The sequence below is a fragment of the Hyunsoonleella sp. J2K-J805 genome, from assembly GCF_057167125.1.
Window position 1 is genome coordinate 3,280,699 of record NZ_CM169901.1, and the last position, 14,104, is coordinate 3,294,802.

6 protein-coding genes, 2 tRNA genes and 2 rRNA genes are annotated in these 14,104 nt (G+C 39.5%); 5 read left to right on the forward strand and 5 right to left on the reverse strand.

The genetic code is table 11. The features are described from left to right. Window positions 1-2: 2 nt before the first annotated feature. The 5 genes from ppk2 to AC1B0Z_RS14460 form a co-directional block, all read right to left on the reverse strand. Window positions 3-785 carry a polyphosphate kinase 2 gene (ppk2, locus tag AC1B0Z_RS14440; RefSeq protein ID WP_483792815.1) on the reverse strand — a complete coding sequence of 261 codons (783 nt, stop codon included), beginning with the start codon at window positions 783-785 and terminating at the stop codon, window positions 3-5. Window positions 786-855: 70 nt separating this feature from the next. Next, window positions 856-1,905, reverse strand: coding sequence for a nucleoid-associated protein (locus AC1B0Z_RS14445; protein ID WP_483792817.1), 1,050 nt, complete (start codon window positions 1,903-1,905; stop codon window positions 856-858). Between the two features lie 118 nt (window positions 1,906-2,023). Next, entirely contained in the window at window positions 2,024-2,590 is a 567-nt protein-coding gene (locus tag AC1B0Z_RS14450) for a TapB family protein (protein ID WP_483792819.1), read from the reverse strand. 113 nt (window positions 2,591-2,703) lie between these two features. Then, a complete protein-coding gene (locus AC1B0Z_RS14455) occupies window positions 2,704-5,127 on the reverse strand; it encodes a ribonuclease HII (RefSeq protein WP_483792821.1) in 2,424 nt (807 codons plus the stop codon). Window positions 5,128-5,234: 107 nt separating this feature from the next. Then, window positions 5,235-5,834 carry a ribonuclease HII gene (locus tag AC1B0Z_RS14460; RefSeq protein ID WP_483792822.1) on the reverse strand — a complete coding sequence of 200 codons (600 nt, stop codon included), beginning with the start codon at window positions 5,832-5,834 and terminating at the stop codon, window positions 5,235-5,237. A gap of 105 nt (window positions 5,835-5,939) precedes the next feature. Between AC1B0Z_RS14460 and AC1B0Z_RS14465 the strand changes: the two genes are divergently transcribed. From AC1B0Z_RS14465 to AC1B0Z_RS14485, 5 genes are all read left to right on the forward strand, one after another. Further along, complete coding sequence (locus tag AC1B0Z_RS14465) at window positions 5,940-7,982, forward strand: putative porin (protein WP_483792823.1); 2,043 nt, start codon at window positions 5,940-5,942, stop codon at window positions 7,980-7,982. 959 nt (window positions 7,983-8,941) lie between these two features. Next, window positions 8,942-10,458: ribosomal RNA gene (locus AC1B0Z_RS14470) — 16S ribosomal RNA — on the forward strand. Window positions 10,459-10,610: 152 nt separating this feature from the next. Further along, window positions 10,611-10,684: transfer RNA gene (locus AC1B0Z_RS14475), tRNA-Ile, on the forward strand. Window positions 10,685-10,862: 178 nt separating this feature from the next. Continuing rightward, window positions 10,863-10,936: transfer RNA gene (locus tag AC1B0Z_RS14480), tRNA-Ala, on the forward strand. A gap of 237 nt (window positions 10,937-11,173) precedes the next feature. Next, a 23S ribosomal RNA gene (locus tag AC1B0Z_RS14485) occupies window positions 11,174-13,996 on the forward strand. Together the 16S and 23S rRNA genes with 2 tRNA genes alongside form the textbook arrangement of a ribosomal RNA operon. Window positions 13,997-14,104: the final 108 nt, after the last annotated feature.

Sequence of the window (14,104 nt, forward strand, 5' to 3'; positions counted from 1 at the left end):
GTTTAATACTTCTCTGGTACAAAAGTTTGATAATTCATTGGTGGACGTACGTATGCTTTATAGTCAGGTAAATCAGGAAGCTCAATAGGCTTAATGTCCATTTTTTCATAAGGAATCATACTTAAAACATGGCTTATACAATTTAAGCGTGCTTTCTTTTTATTGTCTGAATTAACCACATACCAAGGCACTTGCTTGGTGTCGGTATGCGCAAACATATTATCTTTCGCTTTAGAATATTCTAGCCATCTGGAACGCGATTCTAAATCCATTGGGCTAAATTTCCAACGCTTTAAAGGGTTAGATATTCTGTTTTTAAAGCGACGTTCTTGCTCTTCATCACTAACAGAAAACCAGTATTTTAAAACAATAATACCTGAGCGCACCAGCATACGTTCAAACTCAGGACAAGACCTTAAAAATTCTTCATATTCATCGTTAGTGCAAAACCCCATAACTTTTTCCACACCAGCGCGGTTATACCAACTTCTGTCGAATAGTACTATATGTCCCGCAGAGGGTAAATGCTCTACATAACGCTGAAAATACCATTGCGTCTTTTCCTTTTCAGTAGGAACACCCAATGCTACAACCTTACATACACGAGGGTTTAGTGGTTCAGTAAAGCGTTTTATAGTACCTCCTTTTCCAGAAGCATCTCGTCCTTCAAAAACAATTACGACTTTTAAACCTTGTTTTTTCACCCATTCCTGAAGGTGAACCAAATCAGTATGTAAATTTTTTAATGCCTTTTCGTAGTCTTCGGTAGATATAGATTTACTCATTTGATGTGATTTAGTGCCTTAAAGTTAAAAAATATTGTTGAGGTATTAGGCTAAGAGAATAGGTGTTTTCTTAATTTTCAGCATTAAAAAATACTTTGTAGTAATGCATTTTCTTTTCCTCATCATAACCGCGTTCTAGATATTCGGTTGAGGCATCTGGGGCATCAATATCTAATTTAATTTGAATATTTGTATCAAGTTTAATATCGGTTTTTATTTTACGTTTTTCTTTGTTTACAACTGCTTCAGCTACATCAAATTGATTTCTAATGACCAAATTCTGTTCGCCTTCAAACTCTTTTTTATAGGTGTCAAATTCTCGTTTATGTTTGTCTTCTTCAAAAAGCTCATCTTTAAATCGCTCTACATTTACAATTTCATTCTCTTTAAAAAAGTCGATAGTTTTTGCTAAAAAGCTATTTTGCTCTTGTGCACCGTAAGTAGTTTTTAATATTTCAGATGAAAAGTCTTTACACAACTCTATATATTGCTGTGTATGGCTATTGGCATCATCGGCATATTTTATGTTCAAGAAATGATTTGTCCAATATTGTGCATCGTAGCTATTATTATCAACACTAAAAATAATATTACCTTCAGCATCGCTTTGGTTTAAAATTAGACAACCTTTATCCACTTTTTTAGAGCTAATACCTTTTTGAACCAACACATCATAACTGTTGTTTTCTAAATAAGTCTGAAAGAAATTTACTTTACTTTCAATTTTAAAAATTCCAATAGCATTTGTGGTAATATCTCTAAATTCAATCCCTTCAAATTCCACTACCAAAACATCCCCTGTTTTTATATTTGCTGAGGTGGACTGCTCGTACAAATGCATTACGATGTGTTTTGAGACTTCAATAAATGCATCGTCCTCATTAAATAGTTGTGCGGCGTAAGTGTTAATTTCGTTTAAGGAAATATTGGCATGATGGTTAAAGCGATAACTTTGTACCGCACTTCCAAAAGGTTTTAATAGAAAGGGAAGCATCAAATCATAACTGGCTTCATCAAATTCTACGGTTTTTTCTGAAAATGCATTTTTGGTGTCATTATGTTTATTTCCAACTTTATGAATGACGAATTTCGAGATGGATGCGTTTTTTCTTGAAATCATGTGTATGTTATTGAGACTGCAATAGTATTAAATTAAGTTGAAATTTGAACAAAAAAAGGCGCCAAAGCAAAAGCACTTTGACGCCTAGATTCGAGGACTTGTATTTTGGTGGTTAAAATTATTTACTAAAGCTAGTAAGCTCAGAGTATCCCATTAGTTTTCCTTTTTTATCATACGATTCAGTTTTTACAACGCCCACGCCTTCTGCAATCCATTCTTTTATGGTGAACGATGTTTTTATGCCCATTTTTACTTGAGAATCATAACTTAATGCATAACAATTAAATGTGCCTGCAGGTGTGGTAATGCGCTCTTTGGCATCTACTGTTCGGTTGATTATATCCATGGTCATCTTCATATTCATACCGCCCATATTTATCGTCATTATCATATTGGCATCTTTTAGTTTTTTACCAACATCTAAATCGTTCGGTAACTCAATATTAGTGCCAGAAACATCAATATCTTCCTCGTCCAATGGCGTTCCAGCTTCAGCGTAGCCATCGTACTTGTATACTTTATCATAAATATCAAAAAATTCCTGACCAAAACTATCAAGGCTACCAGTTCCTACCCTACTTTTAGGACGCTTTAGTTGTTTGGTTTGCGCTTCAAGTGTTGGAATTACATGCAGGAATAGTATTCCAAAAATTAAAATGCTTTGCGCATTTTTCAGGAATTTCATTGAAAAGGTTTTGATTAATAGCTTTGCTAAATATAGAAATTAGTTTTTGAGTAGCAAAAGGCTTATGGAAATTTAATCAACATTTAAATGTTAATTATGTCATTGTAAATAAGCTAGTTAATTTCATAAAGAATAATGCTGTTAGAATCACCTTTGGTAACAAACTCTAAATTTCTATCCCTATCAATATTATCCAAGCTAATTGAGGAGTTGCCATAAACAGGGAAATTGGGAATCAATTTTCCTTGGCTGTCGTATAGATATACTTTTTTTGCCTGCAAGTCGGTTATGGCCACATAAATTTTATCATTGATGTAAAAAATACTCGGTCTGGTGTAATTACCGTAATCTAGTTCTAGAACCCTACTTTTTATACCCAATTTATTGTCATGAAATGTAACCCGTGTTTTACTTGTGGTTTCTAAATTATGATTGTTAGTTAGTCTTAAATCTACAAGTGCTACATTGCCCCTAGTGTCAATGCTCGCAAGTTTTCCATCTGTAGTTGTCGTGGTGAATTTGTTCTGATAAAGGAATACAGGTTCGTTTGAAAATGTGTTTTGGGATTTTGGGGATACTCTCGTTTTACCAACCCGATCTAATATATAAAGCTTGTTTTTAGTTTTTATAACCAAATAATCTCTAGTGCCTATTCTGAAGTGTTTTGGTTGACTTATAATGTTGCTATTCGCCTTTTTAAAAGTAAATCCTGATACCGTTTTCCCTCTTGCATCATACATTAATACATTTTTACCTTGTGTGACCAATAGCCGATAGTTTTTGTTTTTGTCGTAATCGAAAACTGAAAGTGGTTGCGTAATAGCATCATTGAATTTTAAAGGGAATGGCGCAACGTCCCTACCTTTTCTGTCAACAACATAAACTCTATTTGCTGTCGCGAAAGCCAATTGCAGTCTTCCGTTTTTATACATATCAATCTGTTGCACTTTACCAAGGATGGCACTGTTTAGCTGCTTTTTCCACACTATTTTTCCTTGGTTTGAAATTAAGTAAAGTTTGTTGTTCAGGTCTTGTACTACAATTTCTTTTTGTTTGGTGATATGATTCGTGACAAATTGTGGTGTATTTAAAATATAAGTATCTATTTTTATATTGAAATTTTCCGAAATGGAATTTTGCACACGCTTCCGCTTACCCTTTATCAGTGCGCCATGAATATGGGCAAAATCTGTGTCGTATATAAATTGAATTGCCGAAAGATTATAGTTCTTAAAGCTAAGCTGTGTTCCAATATTCTTTTCAACGACGGTTTTTAAAAGTTCGGGTTTTGCAACAAATATCAAGGAACTTGCGCTACTTAAGTTTTCACTAAGCTCTATAAAGTAGCCGCGATTGCCCAAAGTGGTTTTATTCTGGTAGCTGGCAATAATGTTTTGTAGAAGTTCTACGGAATCTGCAAAAACAAAATAATTGTCTATGATACAGTATTTTGAAGGTTTAATGTTACTGATAAGTGGAGCAAGTGTTTCTGTAAATATTTCTGATGTAGAAAACTCAAAGATCTTAATATCACGATAGGTTTCAATACTATTTTTATCACTTAATAGTGCATCTTGAGTTACAATAGCATCAATAGAATTTAAAACAATAGCACGTTTTTCAGCTTCATAAATAACACCAACTTCAATAATACTGTTGAATAGTTCGATGTTATCAGAAATGGAATCTTTGTTGTGATATCGGGAGATGTTTTCTCCTAACACTTGAAAATCATCAAACGTAAAACTCAAAAAGCCATCACTGTTTCCAGGGGTAATATTTTGTATTTGATTTTCTTGCGGTACCGTGTTCTTGAATAAGTCAATGATTTTTTTTGAAGAATCTGTTGATTTTACAATACCATTGATGAAAAGGTCGTCTTGGGAAATTTCGGTATCCAAAGCTAAAAAAGCACTTAAGCTATTTGAGGCTAATTCATCTTCAATAAAAAAAGAAGGGCATACGGCACTTTCTGTATTCCATACAATTGAAAGGTTTTCATCTTTGCTCGTAACATCATACAGCTTTTTTAAGGCGGAACCCTTATCAGAAAGATTTAAACTCTCGCTAAGCAAAGTCTTAGAAGAAGATAAAATAAACGTACTGTCAACTATGGCGTTGAAAAAAACAGCATCTTCAAGCGTAGATTTCATGATACTATGCGACTTGTATTTCAGCTCTTCTTCAATATAATTTTTTAGTGAATCTGTTTGAAATAGTGTTTCAGAATACCTTGTAATTAAAGTGTACTCCAGACTGTCGCTTTTTTTTGAGATACATATTAAAACATCTCCACTAGAATTAAGATTAGAAATTGAACTTAGTTTAGCTTGTAAACCTTTATAAACATCACTCTCAGATACAACATTTAAGAAGTTGTTGTTTTCAATAGCACTTTTTAAACTCTCGAGATTTGTTGTTTTTAAAATAATCTCAGAATCGTCAGGTGCATAATCAATTAATTGATACCGTTCATTTTTGGAATTTGTACAGCTTAACACAACACTAAGTAGGAGGGAACACAAAAAAAATCTCATGGAATCATCAAATTTCCGCTAAAATATAAAATGAACCATAAAAAAAGTTGATACTACCAATATGTTTATTAACGAATTATGAGCAAGATTTAACAAGGAATATAAACTTACAAATCCAATTTTAGTTGTTCGGGTAGCAGCCTGAAAGATTTTCTATGATATTTAGTAACGCCATAGGTTTTTATTGCTTCCCTATGCTGTTTCGTCGGGTAGCCTTTATTCTGCTTCCAATTGTACATTGGGAATTCCTCATGGATTTTGTTCATATAAGCATCACGATAGGTTTTTGCTAAAACTGATGCTGCGGCTATACTTAAATATTTACCATCGCCTTTGATGATGGTTTCGTGTGGAATAGCGTGGTAAGGTTTAAATTTATTACCATCTACTATAATAAATTCGGGTGATGTTTCAAGGTCATCTATAGCTCTGTGCATTGCCAAAATTGACGCATTTAGAATATTAATTTTGTCAATCTCATCCTGAAACACATGAGAAATACCAAAACACAAAGCATCTTGTTCAATAATCGGTTTTAGAGCATCCCGTTTCACCTCACTTAATTGTTTAGAGTCATTAAGCACATCATTTTTAAAGGCATCGGGTAAAATTACAGCAGCTGCAGTTACTGGGCCTGCTAAACAGCCGCGGCCAGCTTCGTCAGTACCGCATTCATAAGTGTGTTCAGAGTGCTTAAAAATTAGCATGAATCAAAAGTATTATGAATAATTTAATATATCAACTAAATAATTTTTTCATTTTACCACGTTATCATATTTTGTATTTACATTTGCAACGTTTTTAAAATTTTTATGCAGAAGTTAGCAATCGTTTTATTTTTTGTGCTATGCGCTACTGCGGTTTTTGGTCAGACCGACCCTGAAGAGAAACCGCCAGTTAAGGATTCTGATTCAACTGTGGTAAAAGTAAAGGATAGTGCTTCAATCGTTCATGCAAAGAAACAACGTAAGGAAAGCCTCCTCGGTAAGCTAACCAAAGGTAATGATGAAGATGAAAAAGCTAAGGTTCAGGACTACCTTATCATCTCCCATGATAACGATACTACTTTTGTAGATACTACACTTACCATTCAAAAAGAATACAAATTCAACTATTTAAGAAGGGATAATTTTGGATTGATGCCATTTTCCAATTTAGGACAAACCTATAATAGCTTAACCTATAATTTCCAAAATACCAGTCTTTTGCCAAATTTTGGTGCTAGGGCGAGGCATTTCAATTATATGGAAATAGAGGATATCTACTATTATAGAGTACCAACCCCATTAACAGAACTCTTTTATAAAACAGCATTTGAGCAAGGGCAATTGGCAGATTCTTTTTTTACGGTAAATACAACACCGCGGTTCAATTTTTCAGTGGCATACAAGGGTATGCGCTCTTTAGGGCAATACCAGCATATTTTAACAAGTACAGGTAACTTTAGGTTTACCACTAATTACAAAACAAAAAATAATCGTTATAACGTGAGAGCCCATATTGTAATGCAAGATTTACTCAATCAAGAAAATGGCGGTTTAAGAGACGATATGGTAGAGAACTTTGAGCAAGGTGTGCCAGAGTTTTTAGATAGAGCCATTATTGAAGTCAATTTTGAAAATGCAGAAAGTATACTAAAAGGCAAGCGATTTCATTTGGATCAAAGTTTCAATGTCTTTAATAAAGTGGTGAAAAAGGAACTACCTAAAACTCCCAAAGATTCAACTTCGGTTTATAAGTTAAGCTTAAACCATATCATTTCTTTTGAGGATAAATCGTTTCAATTCGATCAAACTAGGCAGAATTCAATTTATGGAGAGGGTTTTACAAGTTCAAACTTTAGAGACCGCGTAACCTTAGAGCGTTTACATAATCAATTCGAACTTAATTATTTTAATAATGAATTAGGTGATTTTCGTGTAAACGTGAGCAATACCCATTATAATTACGGTTACAATAAATTGGTAATATTTAACGATCGCACGATTACCAACCGCTTAAAAGGAAACATTTATGCCGCAGGTGGCAAGTACCGAAAGTTCTTCAGGGGCTTTAACATACAAGGAGAGGCAGGTATAAACATTGCTGGAGATTTTACCGGTAACTATATAAAGGGAGAGGCATCATATAATCTTACCGATGATATTTTTGCCAAAGCAGCCATAAACCATAGCTCAAGGGCGCCAAATTTTAACGCTCTTTTGTACCAAAGTAATTATCAAGACTATAATTGGCAAAACGGCTTTAACAATGTAGAAACCCAACAATTGGCGTTTCAAATAAAATATAAGCAGTTTGTAAATCTCTCTGTAGACTATTCCACAATTTCAGATTACGTCTATTTTAAACAAGATGAAAGTATCACCGAAACGGAAGCTATTAAGGCATTCCAAAATAATGGTACTATCAATTATTTAAGGGCAAAATTAGAAAATGAAATAAGGGTAGGAAAATTTGCCTTGAACAATACAGTGTTGTACCAAAATGTACAGAGTGATAACAATGTGTTAAATGTTCCACAAATCACTACACGCAACACCTTTTATTTCAGTTCAGATTTATTCAAGAGAGCGATGTACTTGCAAACAGGCGTAACTTTAAATTACTTTACCAAGTATTATATGAATGGGTACAATCCCATTCTTGCCGAGTTTTATGTGCAGAACGAACGAGAGTTTGGAGAGTTCCCAAGACTAGACTTTTTTATAAACGCTAAAATCCGTCAAACACGTATTTTTTTTAAAGCAGAACATTTTAATTCCGCCTTAACAGGTTACAACTATTATTCTGCACCCAATTATCCATACCGCGATTTCGCCATAAGGTTCGGTATCGTTTGGAACTTTTTTATGTAATATTTTTTTAATTTTTAGGGCGTTCCCCTCCTAGGGTCGGGTCGGGCTATCCGCTATATCTTTCTGCGCAGCAGTCCCGAACTTGTTTCGGGATCACACAGTTTAATTACTATTGTTTTTAAATACATTTTTTTTTGACTTTCAAGGCTTCGCAAAAAGGATGCCGCTGCAATCCCTAACGCGCTTATCTGCCAGCGACATTTTAGGGGCAAAAATATATTAAAGTCATCAAACCAATAGGTTATCAAGGCAAAATGAACATATAATAACGATAACACAAGAAACCCGAATCGTTACAATAATTGCATTGCAAGGGCTATTCACTTTGCGTCTTCGCGCTTTGACGAGAGAAAAAGCACGCATTGTATAATATAATAGAGCAATAAAGATAAAGATTGTCACATTCCAAAAACCCCTATATCGGTTTATCAATCACACAAAATCAATTCGAACCTCAGGCGCAATAGGCAAATTTTAAGGCATGTAACCATCAGAGAACAAGCGCATTAAAAAGGGTCAAAAAAACTTTTAAAAAAAAGATCAAAAAAGTCATTGCAGAATAGAAAAAGGGTGCTATGTTTGCACCCGCAAAAACGGCCAAGGTTGTTTTTTTGGATTTCATCCGCAGGATGTTTTGGAATTGAGGAATAGTGTTAAAAAAATATTTCCAAAAAATTTTTCAAAAAGTATTGTGGGGGTAAAAAAAGGGTTTTATATTTGCACCCGCTTTGGGAGGAAAGACTCGAAGAGAAGTATAAAAAAGTTCATAGACATATTGAATTGACAGCGTAAGATCAAGAGATGACTTGCCGGAAACGGCAAAACATCAGTTTGTCGTTCCCGTGGAAACGGGAATCGAAGGAACGAATTTTGATCAATAAAGAGAATAGACCATTTTGAGTACTATAGATTCTAAATTAGTTGTTAAGCAAACAAGTCGTAAGAGACTTAAAAATTTAACGATGAAGAGTTTGATCCTGGCTCAGGATGAACGCTAGCGGCAGGCCTAACACATGCAAGTCGAGGGGTAACATTGGTGCTTGCACCAGATGACGACCGGCGCACGGGTGCGTAACGCGTATACAATCTGCCCTTTACTGGGGGATAGCCTTTAGAAATGAAGATTAATACCCCATAACATATAGCGTCCGCATGGGCATTATATTAAAGGTTACGGTAAAGGATGAGTATGCGTCCTATTAGTTAGTTGGTGCGGTAACGGCGCACCAAGACAGCGATAGGTAGGGGCCTGAGAGGGGGATCCCCCACACTGGTACTGAGACACGGACCAGACTCCTACGGGAGGCAGCAGTGAGGAATATTGGACAATGGGGGCAACCCTGATCCAGCCATGCCGCGTGCAGGAAGACTGCCCTATGGGTTGTAAACTGCTTTTATACGGGAAGAAACCGTGCTACGTGTAGCACCTTGACGGTACCGTAAGAATAAGGATCGGCTAACTCCGTGCCAGCAGCCGCGGTAATACGGAGGATCCAAGCGTTATCCGGAATCATTGGGTTTAAAGGGTCCGTAGGTGGACTGGTCAGTCAGAGGTGAAATCCTGCAGCTTAACTGTAGAACTGCCTTTGATACTGCTAGTCTTGAATCATTGTGAAGTGGTTAGAATATGTAGTGTAGCGGTGAAATGCATAGATATTACATAGAATACCAATTGCGAAGGCAGATCACTAACAATGTATTGACACTGATGGACGAAAGCGTAGGTAGCGAACGGGATTAGATACCCCGGTAGTCTACGCCGTAAACGATGGATACTAGCTGTACGGCTTCGGCTGTGTGGCTAAGCGAAAGTGATAAGTATCCCACCTGGGGAGTACGTTCGCAAGAATGAAACTCAAAGGAATTGACGGGGGCCCGCACAAGCGGTGGAGCATGTGGTTTAATTCGATGATACGCGAGGAACCTTACCAGGGCTTAAATGTAGAGTGACAGGCTGAGAGATCGGCTTTTCTTCGGACACTTTACAAGGTGCTGCATGGTTGTCGTCAGCTCGTGCCGTGAGGTGTCAGGTTAAGTCCTATAACGAGCGCAACCCCTGTTGTTAGTTGCCAGCATGTAAAGATGGGAACTCTAGCAAGACTGCCGGTGCAAACCGAGAGGAAGGTGGGGATGACGTCAAATCATCACGGCCCTTACGTCCTGGGCTACACACGTGCTACAATGGTAGGGACAGAGAGCAGCCACGTCGCGAGGCGGAGCGAATCTATAAACCCTATCACAGTTCGGATCGGAGTCTGCAACTCGACTCCGTGAAGCTGGAATCGCTAGTAATCGGATATCAGCCATGATCCGGTGAATACGTTCCCGGGCCTTGTACACACCGCCCGTCAAGCCATGGAAGCTGGGAGTGCCTGAAGTCCGTCACCGCAAGGAGCGGCCTAGGGTAAAATCGGTAACTAGGGCTAAGTCGTAACAAGGTAGCCGTACCGGAAGGTGCGGCTGGAACACCTCCTTTCTAGAGAAAGACGACTGGTTAAGTATCAAAACTATTACGAGAGATAGTTTATTCTCATTGCTGTTAATTTAAGAAATATAGTAATAAGTCATTAGTAATTAGATGTTAGTCTTGTGCTAACTACTAATAACTAACGGCTAACGACTAACAACAGTCTCATAGCTCAGCTGGTTAGAGCGCTACACTGATAATGTAGAGGTCGGCAGTTCGAGTCTGCCTGAGACTACGAAGCATGCAAGTGCGGAGTATGCCCACGAAGGTGGGTACCTGTTATGGCTAACGATAAGTTCAGTCAATAATGGTTAAGTTCATTGTATATTGAAAGGAAATTCTAGAAGTGGTTAACACCCCATTAGTCGGCTAACGACTGCAGACTGAGACTGTGGACTGCCAACTAGAAAGACGGGGGATTAGCTCAGCTGGCTAGAGCGCTTGCCTTGCACGCAAGAGGTCATCGGTTCGACTCCGATATTCTCCACTAGGCAATGCCTAGAGATAAGTATTACTTATTTCAAGCGTATTGCGGCAAATCAAAACTGATAAATGTTTGTCAGTGGCGACTCGCCACACGTTCATTGACATATTGAAAAAAGATACATGAAAATTAGATAGAAATATTTAATAAAATTAATTATTGTAACGAGCAATAATAACTCTAGAGGCTAATAGCGAATAGCTAAAAGCCGATAGTAAACTCATTAAAAAGACAAAAGTACAATAAGCTACAAAAGAGCGTATGGGGAATGCCTAGGCTCTCAGAGGCGATGAAGGACGTGATAAGCTGCGAAAAGCTACGGGGATTGGCACATACAAATTGATCCGTAGATATCCGAATGGGGCAACCCACTATATTGAAGATATAGTATCCGCAAGGAGGCGAACCCGGAGAACTGAAACATCTAAGTACCCGGAGGAGAAGAAAACAAAAGTGATTCCGTAAGTAGTGGCGAGCGAACGCGGATTAGCCCAAACCAGTGTTGTTACGGCAATACTGGGGTTGTAGGACCACGACATTAGAAGCATGATGAATTAGAATCCTTTGGAAAGAGGAACCATAGAGGGTGATAGTCCCGTATAGGTAAAGAGTGTGGATATAGTGGTATCCTGAGTAGTGCGGGGCACGTGAAACCCTGTGTGAAACTGGCGGGACCATCCGTTAAGGCTAAATACTCCTGAGAGACCGATAGTGAACTAGTACCGTGAGGGAAAGGTGAAAAGAACCCTGAATAAGGGAGTGAAATAGAACCTGAAACCATACGCTTACAAGCGGTCGGAGTCACGCGTTTCGCGTGATGACGGCGTGCCTTTTGCATAATGAGCCTACGAGTTACCGTTGCCAGCAAGGTTAAGGACTTCAGGTCCGGATCCGTAGCGAAAGCGAGTCTGAACAGGGCGCTATAGTTGGTAGTGGTAGACGCGAAACCGTGTGATCTACCCATGGGCAGGTTGAAGCTGTAGTAACATACAGTGGAGGACCGAACCGGTTGACGTTGAAAAGTCTTCGGATGACCTGTGGGTAGGGGTGAAAGGCCAATCAAACTCGGAAATAGCTCGTACTCCCCGAAATGCATTTAGGTGCAGCGTAATATTAGTTTTATAGAGGTAGAGCTACTGATTGGATGCGGGGGCTTCACCGCCTACCAATTCCTGACAAACTCCGAATGCTATAAAATGATGTATTGCAGTGAGGGCATGGGTGCTAAGGTCCATGTCCGAGAGGGAAAGAACCCAGACCATCAGCTAAGGTCCCCAAATGTATGTTAAGTTGAAAAAACGCGGTTGAACTGCTTTGACAGCTAGGATGTTGGCTTGGAAGCAGCCATTCATTTAAAGAGTGCGTAACAGCTCACTAGTCGAGCGGTTCGGCATGGATAATAATCGGGCATAAACATACTACCGAAGCTATGGACGAAAGTGGTAGGGGAGCATTCCATGGGTGCTGAAGGTTGACCGTGAGGTCTTCTGGAACGCATGGAAAAGAAAATGTAGGCATAAGTAACGATAATGCGGGCGAGAAACCCGCACTCCGAAAGACTAAGGTTTCCTCAGCTATGCTAATCAGCTGAGGGTTAGTCGGGACCTAAGGCGAACCCGAAAGGGACAGTCGATGGACAACAGGTTAATATTCCTGTACCCGCTCCCGCTAAAAGCGACGGAGGCGAATATTTGGTGCGTGCTGACGGAATAGCACGTTGAAGCCAGTGGTAACACGGCGATAGTACACTAAGACTTCGGTTGCGGTGATAACCCAGAGAATCGACTTCCAAGAAAAGCGAGGGAAGCGGCCCGTACCCTAAACCGACACAGGTGGTTGGGATGAGAATTCTAAGGAGCTCGAGAGATTCATGGCTAAGGAACTAGGCAAAATAGACTCGTAACTTCGGGAGAAGAGTCGCCCCGCCTCGGCGGGGCCGCAGTGAAAAGGTCCAGGCGACTGTTTATCAAAAACACAGGGCTATGCTAATTCGAAAGAAGACGTATATGGCCTGACACCTGCCCGGTGCTGGAAGGTTAAGTGGAGATGTTAGCTTTTAGCAAAGCATTCAAATGAAGCCCCAGTAAACGGCGGCCGTAACTATAACGGTCCTAAGGTAGCGAAATTCCTTGTCGGGTAAGTTCCGACCTGCACGAATGGTGCAACGATCTGGACACTGTCTCAGCCATGAGCTCGGTGAAATTGTAGTATCGGTGAAGATGCCGATTACCCGCTGTGGGACGAAAAGACCCCGTGCACCTTTACTATAGCTTAGTATTGGTTTTGGATAAGTAATGTGTAGGATAGGTGGGAGACTTTGAAGCGGCGTCGCCAGGCGTTGTGGAGTCATTGTTGAAATACCACCCTTTGCTTATCTAGAGTCTAACCTTCTTGTGAAGGGACAGTGCTTGGTGGGTAGTTTGACTGGGGTGGTCGCCTCCAAAAGAGTAACGGAGGCTTCTAAAGGTTCCCTCAGCACGCTTGGTAACCGTGCGCAGAGTGCAATGGCATAAGGGAGCTTGACTGAGAGACATACAGGTCGATCAGGTACGAAAGTAGAGCATAGTGATCCGGTGGTTCCGCATGGAAGGGCCATCGCTCAAAGGATAAAAGGTACGCCGGGGATAACAGGCTGATCTCCCCCAAGAGCTCACATCGACGGGGGGGTTTGGCACCTCGATGTCGGCTCGTCACATCCTGGGGCTGGAGAAGGTCCCAAGGGTTGGGCTGTTCGCCCATTAAAGTGGCACGCGAGCTGGGTTCAGAACGTCGTGAGACAGTTCGGTCTCTATCTACAGTGGGCGTTAGAAATTTGAGTGGATCTGACTCTAGTACGAGAGGACCGAGTTGGACCAACCTCTGGTGTACCTGTTGTCGCGCCAGCGGCACTGCAGGGTAGCTACGTTGGGAAGGGATAAGCGCTGAAAGCATATAAGCGCGAAACCCACCACAAGATGAGATTTCTTTAAAGGGTCGTGGGAGATGACCACGTTGATAGGCTACAGGTGCAAGGGCGGTAACGTCCGCAGCCGAGTAGTACTAATAACCCATAGGCTTATTGTAAGGCCCCCTCTAACTCCCCCAACCGGGGGAGGACACTTGCCCGCAAGGGTAATGGGGGGCGCGTTGTTTTTTTATAAGTTCCATAATTATTACACAATCATGTTTCTT